Annotated in this window: 23 protein-coding genes and 1 pseudogene; 12 read left to right on the forward strand and 12 right to left on the reverse strand. The window is 61.5% G+C overall.

Translation table 11 applies throughout. The features are described 5' to 3' along the window. Positions 1-59 precede the first annotated feature (59 nt). From KI810_RS06415 to KI810_RS06465, 11 genes and pseudogenes are all read right to left on the reverse strand, one after another. Positions 60-374, reverse strand: a complete 315-nt coding sequence (locus KI810_RS06415) for a YtxH domain-containing protein (RefSeq protein ID WP_214174606.1) — start codon at positions 372-374, stop codon at positions 60-62. A gap of 1 nt (position 375) precedes the next feature. Further along, a complete protein-coding gene (locus KI810_RS06420) occupies positions 376-768 on the reverse strand; it encodes a DUF948 domain-containing protein (protein WP_214174607.1) in 393 nt (130 codons plus the stop codon). A 153-nt stretch (positions 769-921) separates the two neighbouring features. Beyond that, positions 922-1,797 (reverse strand): succinate--CoA ligase subunit alpha, encoded by an 876-nt coding sequence (gene sucD / locus KI810_RS06425; RefSeq protein WP_214174608.1) that lies wholly within the window; start codon positions 1,795-1,797, stop codon positions 922-924. Positions 1,798-1,977: 180 nt separating this feature from the next. Continuing rightward, the gene (sucC, locus tag KI810_RS06430) at positions 1,978-3,135 is read right to left on the reverse strand and encodes an ADP-forming succinate--CoA ligase subunit beta (protein ID WP_214174609.1); all 1,158 of its coding nucleotides are present in this window, start codon (positions 3,133-3,135) and stop codon (positions 1,978-1,980) included. Positions 3,136-3,409: 274 nt separating this feature from the next. Beyond that, a complete protein-coding gene (locus KI810_RS17670) occupies positions 3,410-3,517 on the reverse strand; it encodes an RCKP-type rubredoxin-like domain-containing protein (protein ID WP_214174747.1) in 108 nt (35 codons plus the stop codon). Between the two features lie 63 nt (positions 3,518-3,580). Next, a pseudogene (locus tag KI810_RS06440) lies at positions 3,581-4,234 on the reverse strand (acetate--CoA ligase family protein); the annotation flags it as partial. Beyond that, positions 4,231-5,574 carry an acetate--CoA ligase family protein gene (locus tag KI810_RS06445; RefSeq protein WP_214174610.1) on the reverse strand — a complete coding sequence of 448 codons (1,344 nt, stop codon included), beginning with the start codon at positions 5,572-5,574 and terminating at the stop codon, positions 4,231-4,233. The gene KI810_RS06445 and the pseudogene KI810_RS06440, both read right to left, overlap by 4 nt. Further along, the gene (locus tag KI810_RS06450) at positions 5,571-6,755 is read right to left on the reverse strand and encodes a dihydrolipoamide acetyltransferase family protein (RefSeq protein ID WP_214174611.1); all 1,185 of its coding nucleotides are present in this window, start codon (positions 6,753-6,755) and stop codon (positions 5,571-5,573) included. The genes KI810_RS06445 and KI810_RS06450 overlap by 4 nt, the downstream gene beginning before the upstream one ends. A 135-nt stretch (positions 6,756-6,890) precedes the next feature. Beyond that, complete coding sequence (locus tag KI810_RS06455; protein ID WP_214174612.1) at positions 6,891-7,853, reverse strand: alpha-ketoacid dehydrogenase subunit beta; 963 nt, start codon at positions 7,851-7,853, stop codon at positions 6,891-6,893. 48 nt (positions 7,854-7,901) lie between these two features. After that, entirely contained in the window at positions 7,902-8,960 is a 1,059-nt protein-coding gene (pdhA, locus tag KI810_RS06460) for a pyruvate dehydrogenase (acetyl-transferring) E1 component subunit alpha (protein ID WP_214174613.1), read from the reverse strand. A 208-nt stretch (positions 8,961-9,168) separates the two neighbouring features. Further along, on the reverse strand, positions 9,169-9,378 hold the full coding sequence (locus KI810_RS06465; protein ID WP_214174614.1) for a hypothetical protein: 210 nt from the start codon (positions 9,376-9,378) through the stop codon (positions 9,169-9,171). A gap of 186 nt (positions 9,379-9,564) precedes the next feature. Between KI810_RS06465 and dapF the strand changes: the two genes are divergently transcribed. The 12 genes from dapF (at position 9,565) to KI810_RS06525 (ending at position 17,914) form a co-directional block, all read left to right on the forward strand. Then, positions 9,565-10,404: a diaminopimelate epimerase gene (dapF, locus tag KI810_RS06470; RefSeq protein ID WP_214174615.1), complete on the forward strand. Its 840-nt coding sequence runs from the start codon at positions 9,565-9,567 to the stop codon at positions 10,402-10,404. Between the two features lie 71 nt (positions 10,405-10,475). After that, positions 10,476-10,892, forward strand: a complete 417-nt coding sequence (locus KI810_RS06475; protein WP_214174616.1) for an HIT family protein — start codon at positions 10,476-10,478, stop codon at positions 10,890-10,892. 153 nt (positions 10,893-11,045) lie between these two features. Continuing rightward, positions 11,046-11,900 carry a deoxyribonuclease IV gene (locus tag KI810_RS06480; protein WP_214174617.1) on the forward strand — a complete coding sequence of 285 codons (855 nt, stop codon included), beginning with the start codon at positions 11,046-11,048 and terminating at the stop codon, positions 11,898-11,900. 55 nt (positions 11,901-11,955) lie between these two features. Beyond that, positions 11,956-12,246 carry an AbrB/MazE/SpoVT family DNA-binding domain-containing protein gene (locus tag KI810_RS06485; protein WP_214174618.1) on the forward strand — a complete coding sequence of 97 codons (291 nt, stop codon included), beginning with the start codon at positions 11,956-11,958 and terminating at the stop codon, positions 12,244-12,246. Beyond that, on the forward strand, positions 12,224-12,682 hold the full coding sequence (locus KI810_RS06490) for a PIN domain-containing protein (RefSeq protein WP_214174619.1): 459 nt from the start codon (positions 12,224-12,226) through the stop codon (positions 12,680-12,682). Before KI810_RS06485 ends, KI810_RS06490 begins: the two co-directional genes overlap by 23 nt. Positions 12,683-12,711: 29 nt before the next feature. Then, entirely contained in the window at positions 12,712-12,990 is a 279-nt protein-coding gene (locus KI810_RS06495) for a hypothetical protein (RefSeq protein WP_214174620.1), read from the forward strand. A gap of 96 nt (positions 12,991-13,086) precedes the next feature. After that, on the forward strand, positions 13,087-13,605 hold the full coding sequence (locus KI810_RS06500; protein WP_214174621.1) for an O-acetyl-ADP-ribose deacetylase: 519 nt from the start codon (positions 13,087-13,089) through the stop codon (positions 13,603-13,605). Beyond that, entirely contained in the window at positions 13,602-14,048 is a 447-nt protein-coding gene (gene dtd / locus KI810_RS06505) for a D-aminoacyl-tRNA deacylase (protein ID WP_214174622.1), read from the forward strand. Before KI810_RS06500 ends, dtd begins: the two co-directional genes overlap by 4 nt. Before the next feature lie 169 nt (positions 14,049-14,217). Continuing rightward, complete coding sequence (locus KI810_RS06510; protein ID WP_214174623.1) at positions 14,218-15,087, forward strand: TIGR02757 family protein; 870 nt, start codon at positions 14,218-14,220, stop codon at positions 15,085-15,087. Continuing rightward, positions 15,084-16,868: an aminodeoxychorismate synthase component I gene (gene pabB / locus KI810_RS06515; RefSeq protein WP_214174624.1), complete on the forward strand. Its 1,785-nt coding sequence runs from the start codon at positions 15,084-15,086 to the stop codon at positions 16,866-16,868. The genes KI810_RS06510 and pabB overlap by 4 nt, the downstream gene beginning before the upstream one ends. A 15-nt stretch (positions 16,869-16,883) precedes the next feature. Continuing rightward, on the forward strand, positions 16,884-17,747 hold the full coding sequence (locus tag KI810_RS06520) for an NAD(P)-dependent oxidoreductase (RefSeq protein ID WP_214174625.1): 864 nt from the start codon (positions 16,884-16,886) through the stop codon (positions 17,745-17,747). After that, positions 17,744-17,914: a hypothetical protein gene (locus KI810_RS06525; RefSeq protein WP_214174626.1), complete on the forward strand. Its 171-nt coding sequence runs from the start codon at positions 17,744-17,746 to the stop codon at positions 17,912-17,914. Before KI810_RS06520 ends, KI810_RS06525 begins: the two co-directional genes overlap by 4 nt. 35 nt (positions 17,915-17,949) lie before the next feature. Here KI810_RS06525 and KI810_RS06530 read toward each other — a convergent pair whose 3' ends face one another. After that, a complete protein-coding gene (locus KI810_RS06530; RefSeq protein WP_214174627.1) occupies positions 17,950-19,017 on the reverse strand; it encodes a GGDEF domain-containing protein in 1,068 nt (355 codons plus the stop codon). Between the last annotated feature and the right edge of the window lie 116 nt (positions 19,018-19,133).

A 19,133-nucleotide genomic window follows, 5' to 3' on the forward strand; every position in this document is an offset into this window, starting at 1 on the left:
GTCAGTGTGGGACAAAAAAAGCCCACGCGAGGTGGGCTTTTGGCAAACAAAGGGGAGGATCATGCTTCCTTGTACTTTTCCTTTTCCCGTTCCATTGCCTCTTTACCCGCTTCGATCGCGGTGGAGAGGATCGACTTCTTCTCCTTGATGATGTCCTTCCCCTCTTCCAGGGTGGACTTGACTTTTTCCTGCGCTTCCTTGGTGTACTCCTTGATCTTGTCGACCGCATCTTCGGCCAGATCCGAGATCTGCTCCCGCAGTTCCCTCCCCGACTTGGGGGCGTAGAGGAGCGCCAGTCCAGCGCCTACCGCCGCGCCGGCCAGAAAAGAAAGCATAACAGTACCCGTGCTTACCCCGTTTTCGTTGTCTGACATGTTATTTCCCTCCCTTCCTTGAAATTCTTTCGAGAATGAATTTGCCGGCGACCCTGGCGCCGGTGAGCCACATGGAGGAGCTTGCAAGCACGCCCGAGACCGACCCGACCACGCCGTTGATGGTCCGCAGGTTGCGTCCCGCATCCCCCAGCGCCTCCATAAAGCACTTGACGTCGTCGGTCCGGGTCGATGCTTCGCCGGTGATGGCTTTTAAATCGGCAAGGGTCGATTGCAGGTCCCTCAGCAGTGGTTTCAGTTCGCTGTCCGTTCCGGTGATGAAGTCGCGCAGGGCGGAGGCGGTTTTCCTGATTTCTATGACGGCCGGAATCAGGAAGGCGGCCAGAACCACCAGGGTTAATGCCACGATAACCGCGGCAATGCCTACAATGTCCATAGAGGCTCCTTGCAGAGTGAAGTCAATCCAGTATATACGAAACGTAGAGGAATGCAACCGCCAACGCGCGGGAAATCCCGTTCTTCCGGGGAAGAGTGACGTACATGAGGGGAAAACGCCGGAGGGTTCTCCTCCGGCTCGGTGGGATGTCTCTTACTTTCTTTCCAGAGCGGCCAGCATTGCTTCCCCCATGCGGGTCGGGCTTTTCGTTACCATGACGCCGCACTCTTCCAGGGTCTGTATCTTGTCCTCCGCCTTCCCCTTGCCGCCGGTGATGATGGCGCCGGCGTGCCCCATCCGTTTCCCCGGCGGTGCGGTGACGCCGGCAATGAACGAGGCCACCGGCTTCTTCATGTTCTCCTTTATCCACCAGGCGGCTTCTTCTTCCGCCGTGCCGCCGATTTCACCGATCATGAAGACCCCCTCGGTCTTCGGGTCCTCGTTGAACAGCTTCAGGCAATCGATGAAATTCATGCCGATGATCGGGTCGCCGCCGATCCCGACGCAGGTGGACTGCCCCAGGCCCGCTTCGGTCACCTGCTTGACCGCCTCGTAGGTAAGGGTGCCGCTGCGGGAGACGATGCCGATCTTCCCCTTCTTGTGGATGTAGCCGGGCATGATCCCCACCTTGCATTCGCCGGGGGTAATGATGCCGGGGCAGTTGGGGCCGATGAGACGGGTCTTGCTCTCCTGGATGATCCGCTTGACCGGGACCATATCCCGGACCGGGATCCCCTCGGTGATGCAGACCGCCAGGTCGATGCCGGCGGAGGCCGCTTCGAGGATGGCGTCGGCCGCCCCCGGCGGAGGTACGAAGATCATGGAGACGTTGGCGCCGGTGTAGCGGACAGCCTCCTCGACGGTGTTGAAGACCGGGATACCCTCGATGTGGATCCCTCCCTTGCCGGGGGTGACGCCGGCGACAATGTGGCTCCCGTAGTCACGGCACTGCTGGGTGTGAAACAGGCCGCTCCTGCCGGTGATCCCCTGGACGACGATCTTGGAATCCTTGTTGATCAGTATGGACATGATTCATCTCTCCTGAAAAGTGCGATGATTATAGACGTAAGCCGGAACCGCGATTTTTTCGCCAGATCAAGGCGTCGAGGGAGAGCGCGGAGGCGTAGTACCCGAACACCGGGCATAAACAGCGCTACGCTGCACAAGCGATCCCGAAGACTTACGCAGAGCTGGCGGAAAAGGCGCGGTTCATCCGAGCATCTTCACGATGCGCGCGGCGCCGTCTCCCAGGTTGTCGGCGGTCTGGACGTTGAGCCCCGACTCCGCCAGGAGCCGCTTCCCTTCCTCAACCTGGGAACCGTCCATCCGCACCACGATGGGGAGAGTGCAGTGGACCTCGGAGGCAGCCTCGATGATCCCCTGGGCGATGACGTCGCAGCGCATGATGCCGCCGAAGATATTGACGAAGACCCCCTTCACGTCTCCGTCTTCCAGGATGATCTTGAACGCCTCGGCCACCTTCTCCCGGGTGGCTCCCCCCCCCACGTCCAGGAAGTTGGCCGGTTCGCCGCCGCACTCCTTGAGCACGTCCAAGGTGGCCATGGCCAGGCCGGCCCCGTTCACCATGCAGCCGATGTTGCCGGCGAGCTTGATGTAGGAGAGGTCGTACTTGCCGGCGTTGATTTCCAGGGGGTCGAGCTGGGAGTAGTCCATCATGTCCGGATATTCCCGGTGGCGGAAGATGGCGTTGTCGTCGAAGGTGATCTTGGCATCCATGGCCATGAGCCACCCCGCCTTGGTCACCACGAGGGGGTTGATCTCCACCAGGGCGCAGTCCTTTTCCAGGCAGACCCGGTAGAGGTTGAGCATAAGTTCCACGCAGTCTTCGCAGAGGGTGCCGGTGAGCCCGAGGGCCAGGGCGATCTTGCGGGCCTGGAAAGGGCGCAGGCCGGTGAACGGATCGATGAAGAGCTTGTGAATCTTCTCCGGTGTCTTCTGGGCCACCTCCTCGATCTCCACCCCCCCCTCGGCCGAGGCGATGAGGCAGTAGCGGGAAGAGCCGCGGTCGAGGGTGATGGAGAGATAGAATTCGCGGGCGATCTCCACCGCCTCTTCCACCAGGATGCGGCGCACCTTGAGCCCTTCCGGGCCGGTCTGGGGGGTGACGAGGCGGCGACCGAACAGCTCTTTGCCGTAATCCTGGGCCTGCTCAGGATGGTGGACCAGTTTCACCCCGCCTGCCTTGCCGCGCCCGCCGGCATAAATCTGCGCCTTCACCACGCAACGCCCGCCAAACTCCTTGGACGCCCGCTCCACCTGGTCCGAGGTGAGCGCCACCCGCCCACGGGGGATCGGGATGCCGAAGGCATTCAGAATCTCCTTTGCCTGGTACTCATGGATGTTCATGGCTACTCCGTTTTTTAGCGAAAGTAAATTTTTTTACTTATATCATATTGAAGGTAAAATACAATGACAATTACGACCCATGAGGGATGGGTGTTCCGCGGAGCGAATGTGCCCGAGCGCCAGTCGCTGTAGGCGAAATTGAGCAAAGCCGACCGATCGTGTTCGAACCCGTCAGGGTGAGTTGATCGGTCGGCGCTCAATGAGCTGTACAGCGGCGGCGCGAGGGGACTCTGAGCACAACGGAACACCCATCCCTCACGGCTTCAGGTTAGTTTCACTCAGCTTTCTCGAAATTCCCCTTCGACTGACACTGGGGGCATTTCTGGGGCTTGCAGCGCCCTTCCTTGGTATAGCCGCAGGTTGTGCATTTCCAGGTTGCCATGTTCTCTTCCTCCTTTGTGGGGTTATGGGCAACTTCAGGCGTATCCCTGAAGCGCAGCTTTGCATCGAGCACTATGGCGCCGGCAGGGTAGAGGGTCACCGGGTTGAGGTCTATCTCCTCCACCATGCCGGTGGCCATGATCTCGGAAACCGCTACCATGATCCGTACCAGCGCCGGCATGTCCAGCGCCGGCCTGCCACGGAACCGGTCCAGCAGTTGGGCACCCTTCGGCTGACGGACGAGGCGCAGGGCATCTTCCTCGGTCAGGGGGGCAAGACCGAAGGCCACGTCCCGGTAAAGTTCCACCAGGATGCCGCCCAGGCCGAACATGACGATGGGGCCGAACTGGGGGTCCCGGCTGCCGCCGACGATCACCTCTAACCCCGGCGGTGCCATCTCCTCCACGAGCACCCCCACGGCACCGGGGATGGCGGAGAGTTCCGCCACGCTCCGGTACAGGTCGGCACCATCCCTGATAGCGATACGGACTCCTCCCACGTCGCTCTTGCCGGCAAGACCGGGTGCTGTCACCTTGGCCACGAGGGGGAACTCCAGGCCGAGCGGTTCGGGGAGCGGCCGGCCGGTGGTGATAAAACAGCCGCGGGGAACCGGCAGTCCCAGTTTCGCCAGCATTCCCTTCACCTCGTGCTCCAGGCAGGAACCGCGACCGAGAGTGGCGGTGCGGAGTGTCAGAAGTTGTGCACGTGCCCGGTTCATCCCCCTCCCCCCAGAAGCAGTCTGATCCCCCGTGCTGCCCGTTCCGGCGTCGGGAAAGCCGGTATCCCGGACTTCACCAGGAGCTTTTCCAGCTTGCCTGCCAGTCTCCCTTGAGCCACGTGGGCGACAAGGGGTTTGGAGATGCCAGCTCTGAATTTCACGAGAATGTCAGCCAGGCCGAGGGTCACCCCCGCCACACCGGTCAGGGCAATGACCAGGAAGGCGTCATAGTGGTCACGGAGAGCCGCGAGAGCTTTGCCGTAGTCGGCGTCCCGCACCTGACCGGTCAGGTCGAGTGGGTTGCCGACGGCATAGAACGGAGGAAATGACTGGCGAAGTCCTTCCAGCACATCACGGGGAAGGGGAGGGGTTTCCAGTCCTCCCCGCATGCAGGCGTCGACGGCAAGCACTCCCGCCCCGCCGGCGTTGGTTATGATGCAGACCCTCGCTCCGGAGACTTGCCGTTGCAGGGAGAGGGCCCGGGCCCCGTCGAGAAGTTCCTCGAATTCACCAACTTCCCGGAGGCCGTTTTGTTGCAGGATGGAGCTGAAGACTTCGTAGCGTCCCGCCAGGCGGCCGGTGTGGGAGAATGCGGCACTCTGGCCGCTCCGCTCCTTGCCGGCCTTGAGGAGCAGAAGTGGCTTGCGTCCCGCCAGCCGCCGGGCCGCCGCAATGAAACGGCGGCCGTCTCCCACCGATTCCAGATAGGCGAGGACTACGTCGGTTCCGCTATCTTCCGCCAGGTAATCGTACAGTTCGGGGGCATCCAGGTCCACGGCATTGCCGTAATTGACCGCCCGGGAAACGCCCGATCCGATCTTTGCCAGTCCTTCCAGGAGAGAGACCAGGACGGCGCCGCTCTGGGAGACCACCGCCACGTTGCCCCGCCGGGGCCGCCGCATCCGGTCGGCAGGGAGAAAAAATGTATCGAGCTGCCGGGCGGGGTTGAACACCCCGAGGCAGTTGGGACCGAGGAGTCGTATACCTGCTTCATGGCCGGCCCGTGCCAGTTCCTCCTGCAACGCTCCCCGACCGGTTTCGGCAAAACCGGCGCTGACCACGATGGCATAGCGACACCGGTTGCGCAGCCCCGCTACTACTGCCGGCACCTCGGCAGCGGGGCGGAGGATGACTGCAAGGTCGACGTTTTCCGGCAGCGCCGCCGGTTCCGGGTAACAGGTCAGCCCGCGGATTTCCCGATGGGCAGGGGTGACGGGGTAGATATCTCCACGGAAACCGGAGAGGTTGTGCAGCAGTATCCCTCCCGGGCTGTCGGTGCGGGGACTGGCGCCGATGAGGGCGATGCTGCGGGGCGCAAAGAGCGGGTCGAGGGAGTTCATACGCTTTCGATGAAGAGCAGTGCAGGATCCTCCAGGTACTTCACCACTTTCCGGAGGAAACGGGCCGCGTCCACCCCGTCGGTTACCCGGTGGTCGAAGGTCAGGGAAAGGTGGAGTATCCTGCGGATGAGGATGGCGCCGCTGACCACCCAGGGGCGTTCGGCGATCCGGCCGCATCCGAGGATCGCCACGTCCGGGTAGTTGATGATGGGGGTGGCGTAGGTGCCGCCGAAATGGCCGTAGTTGGTGATGGTGAAACTGCTTCCCCGCATCTCCTCCAGGGTGATGGTGCGTGCCCGGGCACGCTCTCCGAGACGATCCAGTTCCTCGGCCAGTTCCAGCGGTGATTTGTGGGCCACATCCCGGAGGACCGGTACCATGAGCCCGTCGGTCGTGTCCACAGCAATGCCGACGTTGCAGTATTTCTTGAGGATGATCTCGCCGGCGGTGTCGTCGATGGAGGCGTTGAGGTAGGGGTGTTCCTGGAGGGCGTGCTGCACCGCCTTGATGATGAAGGGGAAGAAGGTGAGGTGGATACCCCGCTCGTGCATCTCCCCCCGCTCGCGGACGCGGAGTTGCCAGAGCTCGGTGACGTCCGCCTCCTCCATGCCGGTGACGAAGGCGGTCTGCCGCTGGGAGAGAAGGAGGTTGCGAGCGATGGTGCGGCGCACCCCGCGAAGCGGTACCCGTTCCACCTCGCCGAAGAGGTCCGGGGGAGAAGTCGCTGTTCCCGTCGACGTGAGGAGGTCTTCACGCGTAATGCTTCCCCGCGGCCCGCTTCCCGTGATCCCCTCCAGATCGACCCCCATCTCCCGGGCCAGTGCCCTGACCGCCGGGGTGGCGAGCACATCTTTCCCGACCTTCGGTTCGATCCTGACCTCTTCCGCCTCGGGGAGTTCTCCCACGATCCCCACGGACCGCGGCCGGGGTGTCGCTTCTTCCCCATCGAGCGCGATGGTGAGCAGTACCGCGCCCACCGGCACCAGTTCCCCTTCCTTTCTCAGGAGATGCACAACCTGCCCGGCACGCGGCGAAGGGATCTCCACTACGGCCTTATCCGTCTCCACCTCGGCAATCCCCTGGTGCTCGGCGACCCGGTCCCCCTCCTTGACCAGCCAGCGGCGCAGCTCTGCCTCGGTTATCCCTTCGCCAAGATCGGGGAGTTTGAATTCAAAGGGCATGATCTACTCCAATTCCGTTATAGAAGTCAAAGAGGTGCGAACCCCTCTCCCCGTCCCTCTCCCACGAGGGGAGAAGGAGCTAGATTGTTGGGGGAGGGTGAACATGAGTCACAATCAGCGAAATTGTCAGTGCAGTCAGTACGTCAGCACCTCGTCGAGCGCCTTCCCTATCCGTTCCACCGACGGGATGTAGTGGTCCTCCAACTTGGGGAGCGGCATGGTCACGTCGAAGCCCGCGACCCGCACGATGGGGGCGCGAAGGTGGAGGATCGCCCGGGCGGCTATGGTGGCCGACAGTTCCGCACCGAAGCCGCAGGTCTCGGCCGCCTCCTGGACGATGACCACCCGGCCGGTCTTGCGCACCGATGCCAGGACAGCCTCTTCGTCGAAGGGGGAGAGGGTCTGGAGGTCCAGGAGGTCGACGCGGTACCCCTCCGTTGCCTTGAGGGACCGCTCCACCATGCTTCCCCAGGAGATGACGGTGATGTCGTCCCCTTCCCGTGCCAGTCGTGCCTGGCCGAGGGGAATGGTGTATTTCTCCTCGGGGACCTCTTCCCTGATGAGGCGATAGAGGCGGGTCGGCTCCAGGAACACGACCGGGTCGGGGTCGCGGATGGCGGCGGCGAGGAGCCCCTTGGCGCTATAGGGGCCGGAAGGTACCACCACCTTGATCCCCGGCATGTGACAGAAGAACGCCTCGGTGCTTTCCTCGTGGAGTTCCGGTGCCTTGATGCCGGCGCCGTAAGGGGTGCGCACCACCAGCGGGCAGGTGAAGCGGCCCCGGGAACGGGAGCGGATCCGCGCGGCGTGGGAGCAGAGCTGATCGAAGGCGGCGTAGATGAATCCCATGAACTGGATCTCCGCCACCGGCCTGAGACCATAGAGGGCCATGCCGATGGCGGTGCCGACGATCCCCGATTCGGCGAGGGGGGTGTCGATGACGCGATCCGCACCGAACTCCTCCTGGAGCCCTTCGGAGATGCGAAATACCCCGCCGTCCCGCCCCACGTCCTCCCCCAGGAGGAGCACATTCGGATCCCGCTCCATCTCCTGGCGAAGGGCGAGGTTCAAGGCCTGTACCATGTTCATCTGGGGCATGGGAAATCCTTTAGCGAGGAAGCCGGAAGCGGAAGGGGGAAGGGAGCACTAACCGGTTTCCTTTCTCTGGCGTTCCTGACGCGGACTCAGCTCTGCGTTGGTGTAATCGAATATCTCCGTCGCTGCCGGTTTCGGAGCGCTTTCCGCCCGGCGCACCGCCTCGTCTACTGCTGCCGTTGCCTCATCCAGCACGCGCCGCTCGTACTCCTCGTTCCAGAGGCGGCGTTGGGTCATGAAGCGGCGGAGGCGGAGGACCGGGTCCTTGTCCCGCCAGTCGGCAACCTCTTCGGGGGGGCGGTAGCGGCTGGCATCGTCGGCAGTGGTGTGGTCGGCCATGCGGTAGGTGTGGCATTCGATGAAGGTCGGACCGCCGCCGCTGCGCGCCTTTTCAAGGGCGGCACGGGTGGCCCGGTAGACGGCGAAGACATCGTTGCCGTCCACCTGGATCCCTTCGAACCCGTATCCCCACGCCTTCTGGGCCAGGGAGGGAGCGGCGGTCTGGTGGTCGTAGGGGACCGAGATGGCCCACTGGTTGTTCTGGCAGATGAAGACCACCGGCGCCCGGAAGACCCCTGCCATGTTCAGCCCTTCGTGGAAATCCCCCTTGGAGGTGGCCCCGTCGCCGAAATAGCAGACCACGGCGTTCCTGTCCCCGCGGTAACTGGCGGCCATGGCCGCCCCCACCGCGTGGGGGATGTGGGTGCCTACTGCCACGCAGACGGGGAGGATATTCAGGTCGTCAGGGGAAACAAGGCCGCGCTCGTCGCCGGCCCAGTACTGGTAGAGGAGGTGCATCGGGTAGCCGAGGGTGATGTGCATCCCCATTTCCCGGAAGGAGGGGAAGACCCAGTCGCTCTTTTCCAGGGCAAAGGCGCTTCCGACCTGGGCCGCCTCCTGGCCGAGAATGGAAGGGTAGGTGCCGAGTCGCCCCTCCCGCTGGAGCGCCAGTGCCCGACCATCGAAGGTGCGGGAGAGGACGAGCAATTCGTAGAGGCGACGGATATCCTCTCCCCTCAGGGGAGGGAGAAGGATCTCGTCCGCGTTCCCCTGTGGATCCAGGATACTCAGTCGCTTGACGGTACAGGAGCCGATAGTTTCCTCGGGCATGGGGCTTCCTTCCTGTTCTGGCTGGACAGGCCACTAGGGGAAGTTTATCGGACTGCATCCGACTGTCAACGGCGGGTCGTGCAAAGGAGGAGGATGTCGTGCAGGTTTGAGATGGGGTGGGGGTGGAGATGCCGGGCTGTGGGCAGGGGAAAAGGCGGGTTTCCGGGTTTGCGCAGACGGATACGCAAACCCGGGTCGGCCGGCCGGCTTACCAGTGTCTCTCGGGAGGAGCGACCCGCTCCAGGAGGATGATCTCGCCGTTTCTGACCTCGAAGACGTCACCCAACTGGTTGATCCACCGGTCTCCTTCCTCCAGGGGGTAGGGGACTTCCCTCTGGCCGAGATAGACCTCTTCGCCGCCGATGTAGGCGAACCACTCAAGGCTGCCGGTCATCCATATCCTGTTCTTCAGTTCCATGGAACGTCTCCGCTTTCGTTTAGTGGTGAATTCGCGAGACATGAGCATCACTCACGGATTCACAGTGTCGTATGATAGCGGAAAAGGTCGGGCCCGGTCAAGCAGGGCGGTTTTTTGTTGTTGCCTTCGGGAGTTTTTGCTATTACTGAAACTTATTCAAGTCCTCTGTGATAAAGGAGATAGAGCATGAAATTCACCAAGATGCACGGTGCCGGCAACGATTACGTTTACGTGAACTGCTTCGCGGAACAGGTCGAGAATCCGGAGCAGGTGGCCATACGGGTTTCCAACCGCAATTTCGGCATCGGTTCCGATGGACTCATCCTCATCATGCCGTCGGACAAGGCGGACGTGCGGATGCGGATGTTCAACTCCGACGGTTCCGAGTCGGAGATGTGCGGCAACGGCATCCGCTGCGTGGCAAAGTACGCTTACGACCACGGCATCGTGACCAAAAAGGAGATATCCGCCGAGACCGGCGCCGGCATCCTCACCCTGCAGCTCTTCACCAACGGCGTCGACAAGGTGGAGAAGGTGCGGGTCAACATGGGCCCCCCCCGCCTCACCCGCGCCCAGATCCCCATGCTTGGCGACCCCCAGGACAGCCAGGTGGTGGGTCTTCCCCTCAATATCCTCCACGAGACCTTCGCCATTACAACCGTCTCCATGGGGAATCCCCACTGCGTCATTTTTGTGGACAATGTGGAGCACTTCCAGGTGGAGAAGTACGGGCCGCTCATCGAGAACCACCACATGTTCCCCCGTCGTACCAACGTGGAGTTCGTCCAGATCATCTCCCGCACCGAGGTGCGCCAGCGGACCTGGGAGCGGGGCGCCGGTGAGACCCTGGCCTGCGGCACCGGCGCCAGCGCGGTCTGCGCTGCCGGGGTCCTCAACGGCCTTACCGAGAAGAAGATACTCAACCACCTCTCCGGCGGCGACCTGGAGCTGGAATGGGCAGAAGACGGCAGCGTCTATATGACTGGGCCGGCAACCGAGGTGTTTTCAGGCGAAATCAATCTGTAACCCTGTAGGGGCAAACCTTGTGTTTGCCCTTTTTTCGCGCGATCACGGGGATCGCCCCTACGAGGTTTGCCATGAATGGTTGCCCGATGTGCAATAAATGGGAAGTGGAGCCCGATCTCCGCATCGCGGAGCTTCCCCATTGCTACGTCCTTTTGAACCGGGACCAGTTCTTTCCCGGCTACTGCTTCGTTTTCACCAAAGATCACGTCACCGAGCTGTTCCACCTGGAGCAGGAGGTCCGGACGGCCGTCATGGAAGAAGTTACTTCCGTGGCGGCCGCCCTTTACCGGCTGTTCCAGCCGGCCAAGATCAACTACGAACTCCTCGGCAACATGGTCCCCCACATGCACTGGCACCTCATTCCCCGCTTCGCCACCGACTCCCTCTGGCCGCGCCCCATCTGGGCCGAACCCCATGCCGAGGTGCACCTCACCCCAGCCGATTATGCCGAGCGGATCGCGAAAATCAGGGAAAATCTGAAGCTCTGACCACAGAGGACACAGAGAAAAGCTGAGGACAAACAACTCTGGACACGGATTTAGCATCAGGGCGCATTAGGTTTTTCCGACTTAATCCGTGGTTCCTGAAGGTTTTGCTTTACTCCGAGTCCTCTGTGTCCTCTGTGGTAAAGAAAGGTTCTTATGAAAGATTATCTCGGTGCCCACATGTCCATCGCCGGTGGACTCCACCTTGCCCTTGAACGGGGAGTGAAGGCTGGCTGCGGTGTTATCCAGGTATTCACCCAGAACTCCAACCAGTGGCGGGGGAAAATGCCCACCGATACCGAGGCGGCGCTGTTCCGGGAAAAGTGGGCCGGGTCCGGCCTCCACGAGATCGTCTGCCACGACATCTACCTCATCAACCTGGGGGCCGCACCGGGTGAGGTGCGGGACAAGAGCCTTGCCGGCTTCGCCGAGGAGATGCGGCGCTGTGAACGTCTTGGCATCAGCAAAATCGTCATGCACCCCGGCTCCCACAACGGCGATGGGGAAGAGGTGGGGATCAAGCGGGTCTGTGCCTCCTTCGACGAACTCTTCGCTCTGGTTCCCGAGTATACGGGAAAGGTGTTGCTGGAGACCACCGCCGGCCAGGGGACCAACCTGGGGTACCGTTTCGAGCACCTGCGCGCCATCATGGACGGCACTGCCTATCCCGACCGCTTCGCCGTATGCTACGACACCTGCCATACCTTTGCCGCCGGCTACGACATCACCACCGAGGCGGGATACCGTCAGGTCATGGCCGAGTTCGACCGGATCATCGGCCTTGACCTGCTTCAGTGCTTTCACATCAACGACTCCAAGAAGGGGCTCAACTGCCGGGTCGACCGCCACGAGCATATCGGGCAGGGGGCCATGGGGCCGAACGGTTTCCGCTTCATCATGAACGACCCGCGCTTCGTGAATATACCCAAGATACTGGAGACCCCCAAGGGGGACAATGACGAGATGGACGAGGTGAACCTCAAGGTTCTTCGGGATATGGTGAATACATAGCACTATCAAATTTTCTGAATTCTGATATACTGAATTCAGAAAAAGGAGGTGCTCCATGAAAGCGGCAAGAAGCTGTGTCACTGAAATAAGGCAGCGGGGACAATTGACCATTCCCAAGAATATCCGTGAGGCCAGCCGGCTGGAAGAAGGGCAGGAGGTTTCCATCATTCCTCTTGGCGACAGCATCCTGGTGACACCCAAGCGGCTTGAACTGGACGAGGCACGGCGACAGATCAGAACCATTATCCGGGCCACGGGCCTTGCCGCCGATGATGTGCTTGCAGGGTTGGAAGAAGAGCGAGCCGCGCTGTTCGAGGAACTGTATGGCAAAAAAACGGCCCGCTAGCAGGGTGTTCCTCGACTCGAACGTGATCATCTCCGGCCTGCTGTCCGACCGGGGGGCGCCACGCATCATCCTCGACCTGCTCTGCCTCGATCTGACTCCACTGAAGGGGCTAACGGGCGCCTATAACCTCATGGAAGTGGAGCGTAATCTTTCCCGCAAGCTCCCAGCCGCCCTTCCCCTGTACCAGGAATATCTTCCTCGCCTGAACCTTGAAGTAGTTCCGCTGCCAACCTGGCAGGAGCTTGTTCCCTATCTCGGCATCACGGCGGACAAGGATGTGCCGGTGCTTGTGTCGGCGGTGAACGGCAAGGCGGATTACTTGGTGACAGGGGACAACAAGGATTTCGGGGTGCTGAAAGAGGAGGAGAGATTCCCGTTCAGGATTGTTTCACCGGCTGAATTTCTGGATGTTTTCAGCGAGGTTATCGCGAGCTGATCTCAGCGCCCAACCGAAGGTTGCTTGAAATGACCGAGTTTCTATTAAAATACGGATTTCTGATTATAGCCGTGTTGTTTTTCACAGGGTTTATTATCTGGATCATCCTGAGAAATGACTCAACCAAAGAAGGCCAAGAATTCAAACCGACAATATGGAGTTATCTGTTTATTTGGCCTTCACTGCTTACCAGAAAAGAAGGAGACAGAACCATCCAGCGTGGGTTCACAAAACGAGAATGGATTGGCTGGCTGATCTTTGCCTTAATAGCCCTGTTTGCAATCCTTTTCACACCGACAAAAAAATAGCACATACATGGCTTTGGACGCCGACCGGGGCTGAGAAGTGCGCCAGTGCGGGTCAAGCCCGGCCCGTTATTCAATCTTTCCCCAGGAGCCACCACCGTGAAAGAAAAAATCGAAATCATCCAGGCGGACATCACCAGGCTTGCCGTGGATGCCATTGTCAATGCGGCCAACAATACGCTGCTGGGGGGCGGCGGAGTGGACGGCGCCATCCACCGGGCGGCGGGGCCGGAGCTGGTGGCGGAGTGCGCCACCCTGGGGGGGTGCGCCACGGGGGATGCGAAGATTACCAGGGGGTACCGACTCCCGGCGAAACATGTCATCCACACGGTGGGTCCGGTCTGGCACGGGGGGAACGAGGGGGAGCCGGAGCTCCTGAAAAACTGCTACCGCCGCTGCTTTCAGGTGGCCCACGAAAAAGGGCTCACGTCCATCGCCTTCCCCGCCATCAGCGCGGGGGTTTTCGGCTACCCCATGACGAAGGCGTGCGAGGTGGCCCTGACGGAAGCGAAGGGGGCGCTTGCCGCCTACCCTGAGCTGGAACGGGTGGTGTTCGTCCCCTTCAGCGCCGAGGCGCTGGCCATCTACCGGGAAACGTTCGCGAAGGTATTCGCGTGAAAGCGGTCATTCAGCGGGTTGCCGAGGCGCGGGTGGAGGTGGCCGGCGCGACGGTGGGCGCCATCGGCCGCGGCATGCTCGTGCTGCTCGGGGTGGAGAAGGGGGACGGAGAGCGGGACGCGGCCTGGCTGGCGGAGAAGATCGTGGGACTGCGCATCTTCGAGGATGCTGCCGGCAAGATGAACCTGGCGCTGCAGGACACCGGCGGTGCGATGCTGGCGGTCTCCCAGTTCACCCTGGCGGGGAACTGCGCCAAGGGGAGGCGCCCTTCCTTCGATACGGCCGCCCCTTCCGACGAGGCGAACCGGCTCTATGAACTGTTCGTTGCGAAGGTAAAGGAGCTGGGGATTTCGGTCGCCACCGGCATCTTCCAGGCGGATATGCAGGTGCATCTGGTCAACGACGGGCCGGTGACGTTCATTCTAGAAAGTCGTGAAAAGTGAATCGATAACGGCAATTGAACGCGGATGACGCGGATGGACGCCGATAAAACAAATAGACAGATAAACAACCTGATCAACCTTTTGGGTTAACCCTTTGAAAGGTTCTAAATCCGCGTAAATCCGTCAAAATCAGATTTGATCTGCGTTAAATGTCTTTTTTCCAGGGTGAATGGTGAATAGCAAAAATCTGAAAACCATCCTCGACGGTCTTTACGCCGCCCGCTCGTCGCGGCACCTGGCCAATGACCCGCTCTCCTTCTGCCACCGCTACCCCGATCCGGCGGACCGGGAGATCGTCGGTTTCATCGCCGCGGCGTTCGCCTACGGCAACGTGAAGATCATCCTGAAAAACCTGGAAGCCGTCTTCGCCCCCATGGGACCGTCGCCGCGTCGCTTCGTTGAGACGTTCGAGCCTGCCGGTGAGCTGCGGAGCTACGCCGGCTTCAAACACCGCTTCAACGACCATCGCGACCTCTGTGCCCTGTTGCTGGCGGCCCGCACCATGCTGGAGGAGGCGGACTCCATCGGCGACTACTTCCTCGGCTGTTACGACGCAACGGCGGAGGATATCACCCCGTCCCTCATCGAGTTCACGGCGGCGCTCCTTGCCATGGACTACACGCCGGTCTTCGGCCCCGCAGGCATCCCTGCCGACTCCTACTTTCCCTTCTTCTTCCCGTCACCCGCCGCCGGCAGCGCCTGCAAAAGGCTTTGCATGTTTCTGCGCTGGATGGTCCGCCCTGCCGACGGGATCGACCTGGGGCTCTGGCGAGAGGTCTCCCCGTCCAAGCTGGTGATCCCCGTGGATGCCCATATCCAGCGGATAGGGCGCAACCTGGGGCTCACCTTCCGCAGGCAGGCGGACTGGCGCATGGCCCGGGAGATTACGGCGGCCCTGCGGAAGCTCGATCCAGCCGACCCGGTGAAATACGACTTCTCCCTCTGTCATCTGGGGATTTCGGAGGGGTGCGACGGAACGGTTCGCCCCCTCTGCGGTGAGTGCCCGGTGACGACCGTCTGCACGGAAAGATCGTCATGAGCACTACCCCCATCGTCCTCCTCGATTCCTTTGCCACGCGTCATCACCCCGCTTCGTACCGGTTCGACGGCTTCGTGGAGGAGATCGTCGCCCATGCACCAGATGAGGTCATTCCCGCCTTGCGCCGGGTGGAGGCCGCCGTGGCGGAGGGGCTGCATGCCGCCGGCTTCGTTTCTTACGAGGCAGCGCCGGGGTTGGGAACCGGTCTGACGACCCATTCCCCCGGCCCTTTCCCCCTGGTCTGGTTCGGCATCTTCCGGCGGCGGTATGGTCTTGCGGCGCGACAGCCTTGCGGGGTGGAGAGGGCGCATCACGCCGGTTACGGAACGGCGGACTGGACCTCGTCCCTCGGCCCGGAAGCATACGGCGGGTTGGTGGGGCGGATACGAGAGTACATCGCCGCCGGCGACACCTATCAGGTCAACTTCACCCTCCGCCAGCATTTCCGGCTGGACGGCGATCCCCAGGAGTGCTACCACGACCTCTGCCGCTCCCAGAAGGCATCCTACTGCGCGTTCATGGATACGGAGCGCTTCCAGATACTTTCCGCCTCCCCCGAGCTCTTCTTCGAGCTGAAGCGCGGCGTGATCACCTGCCGCCCCATGAAGGGGACGGCGCGGCGGGGACGGTGGCTCGGAGAGGATGAGGCGGTCAAGGAGCAGCTGAAGGAGAGCGAGAAGGAGCGGGCGGAAAACCTGATGATCGTCGATCTCCTGCGCAACGACATGGGGAAGGTGGCGGAAACCGGGTCGGTTCGGGTGGAATCGCTCTTCGACGTGGAGACGCTGGAAACGGTCCACCAGATGACCTCAACCATCACCGCCCGTGTGAGGGAGGACGCGGGACTTGTGGAGATATTCCAGGCGCTGTTCCCCTGCGGTTCGGTGACGGGGGCTCCGAAGAAACGGAGCATGGAGATCATCCGTGAGCTGGAGGCGAGCCCGCGCGGGCTGTATACCGGCTGCATCGGCTATGTCTCGCCGTCGGCGGGTAATGCGACCCAGAACGAGGCGGTTTTCAGTGTCGCCATCAGGACCGCCGTCATGGACACCCCCGCGGGGAGGGCTGAACTGGGGGTCGGCAGCGGCATTACCATCGGTTCAACCGCACATGCAGAGTACGAAGAATGTCTGGACAAGGGGCGCTTTGCCCGGCACGTGATACCGGAATTCCAGCTCGTGGAAACCATGCTCCATGAAGAGGGGAAAGGCTATTTCCTCCTGGAACGGCACCTTGCCCGCCTGTCCCGTTCGGCGGACTATTTCGGGTTTCCCCTTCGACTGGGGCAGGTTGCCCTGGTGCTGGAACGCCGTGCGGCACCCCTCACCGGTCTCACGAGGGTCAGGCTCCTCCTTAACCGGCGGGGGGCGTTTTCCATCCAGACGGAAGCGCTTCCCCTGTCTGCAGCGGAAGAGCCGGTACCGGTCGCCATCGCGCCGATGCCGGTGGATTCGGCCGACCCGTTCCTCTACCATAAGACCACCCATCGCCACTTCTACCGTTCGGTCCTGGACCGGTATCCCTATTGTGGAGACGTGCTGTTCGTGAACGAACGGGGGGAGGTTACCGAAGGTGCGAACCATAACGTCGTTGCCCGTCTGGATGGCGAACTGGTCACCCCTCCCCATACGGCAGGCCTTCTTTCCGGCACCTTCCGGGCGGAACTTCTGGCGAGGGGAGAGATACGGGAAAGGGTCATAACCCCCGTGGATCTGGCCCGGGCGGAGGAACTCTGGCTCATCAATTCGGTACGGAAATGGCGGCGGGCAAAACTACAATAATACAGGGGAGCAGCTATGCAGACATTCGGCTTTATCGGCCTCGGCATCATGGGGAGTGCCATGGCGAAGAATCTGATAAAAGCGGGGTTCACGGTAACGGTCTGGAACCGCTCGGCGGACAAGTGCCGGGAGCTTGAGGCCCTCGGCGCCACGGTGGCGGCGACGCCAAGGCAGGTGGTGGAAGCATGCCCGGTCACCTTTGCCATGCTGGCCGACCCGGCTGCCGCCCTGGCGGTCTGTGACGGCCCGGACGGGGTGCTGGCGGGGGTATCCGCGGGGAAAGGGTACGTGGACATGTCCACGGTCGATGCCGCCACTTCCGTTCAAATCGCCGCCGCGGTCACTGCCCGGGGAGGCCGGTTCCTGGAGGCGCCGGTATCGGGGAGCAGGAAGCCGGCCGAGGACGGGACGCTCATCATCCTTGCCGCCGGCGACCGCTCCCTCCACGACGAAGCCCTTCCCGGGCTGGAAAGGATGGGGAAGAAGATGCTCCATCTGGGGGAGGTGGGGAACGGTGCCCGGATGAAGCTGGTGGTGAACATGGTCATGGGGGGGATGATGACGGCCTTCTGCGAAGGGCTTGCCCTGGGGGAGAAGGCCGGTCTCCATCAGGCCGACATCCTTGACGTCATAGACTCTGGCGCCATGGCCAACCCGATGTTCAGGCTGAAGGGGGGGCAGATCGGCCAGGGGAAATTCGCTGCAGCCTTTCCCCTCAAGCATATGCAGAAGGATATGCGGCTTGCGGTGGCCCTGGGTGACGGGGTGGAACAGCCGCTTTTTTCCGCTGCCACGGCCAACGAACTCTTCAAGCGGGCCAAGGAGATGGGGTTCGGCGACGAAGACTTCGCGGCTGTCTTCAAGGCGATCCGTGCATGAAGGGAGCGCTCCAGTTCCTGTCGGTCGTTCTCCTTACCTGGTCGTTTCTCTATCCCCTTCTTTTTGGTGGTATCGGTCGGCGGGTCGCCTGGGGGTGGGTCGCCGGCATGGCGGCGGGAGGAGTGGTCTGTCTCTATCTTCTCGTCAGGTACCGGCGGGAACTCTAATGCCCCCTTCGCCGTCGGCCAGGAGTGCGGCTCCGTTATGTTGTGGCATTCCCGGCAGTATGGATAGTCACCCGGTTCTTCCCTTCCTTTTTACTCAGATACATCGCCTCGTCCGCCTTCACGATCACCGTCCTGATGTCGGCACCGTCCTCGGGGAAGGCTGCAACGCCAGCCGATATGGTGGTGGAGAGTCGTATCCCCTCGTAATCGAAGGGGGTATCGGCCAGGTTGGAGACGATGCGACGGATGGCGATGAGGCTTGACTCCTTGCTGGTGCCCGTGAACATGACGAGGAATTCGTCTCCGCCGTAACGGGCCGCGATGTCGCTCGACCGGATGTTGCGATTGATGGTACGGGCGACATGCCGGATCATTTCGGTCCCCGCAAAATGGCCATGGCGATCGTTGATCTGCTTCAGGTTGTCGGCGTCCAGCATGCAGACGGTCAGGGTCGAACCGTTCCGTTGTGCCAGTTCCTTGTGGGCTGCTGCCAGGTTGAAGAAATTGCGCATGTTGTGGAGGCCGGTGAGGTCGTCGGTAAGGGAGAGCTGCTCCGCTTCCTGGCGGGCGTTCTCCGCTTCGCTGGAGAGCATGGCACCCAGATGGGCGATGAACATGAAGGGGAGTATCTCCAGGATGTTGGAGACAAAGGTCTCTTCGAAGATGTTGAGGGAAACCTGATCTGCGGCGAGGAAAACGTAGGCTGTCACCGCCAGGGTGGCCATGAAGTACGTGGCTTTGCGCCCCTGGGTCAGGGATGTGGCCATGAGGATCAGATACATGAGGGAAATAAAGGGGCTCGCCACCTTGCCGGTCAGCCAGCATACCGCGACAGTGAAAGCAAGGAAGACAATCAGGTCGATGAAGGTCTTGAGTGATTCCCGTGACGGCATGGCATAATGGGCGCCCACCCTGTATGCCAGCAAGAGAAAACAGAAAAACACGAGGTACAGGGTTGTTGTCATGCCGGGGGGGAGAAGCAGAATGTTCAGGGCGACCAGGGCAATGAGGAACCAGGAAATATTCCCCATGATACGGTTGTACCTGGCGTAGCGGGAATTGGCACCCGTTCTGGGCCTGCTGTAGATGTCGAAATCTTCCATGGCTTGCCGTGCGCCCTGTTGACAGTGATTTCGCAAGCGGGTCTTTGCCGTGCAGGCATGGAATGTACTGTATAACAAATTACGTAATTTTTCAGCGAAATTGTTGCAGTTCACCT

The sequence above is a fragment of the Geomobilimonas luticola genome (genome assembly GCF_018476905.1).
GTDB lineage: Bacteria > Desulfobacterota > Desulfuromonadia > Geobacterales > Geobacteraceae > Geomobilimonas > Geomobilimonas luticola.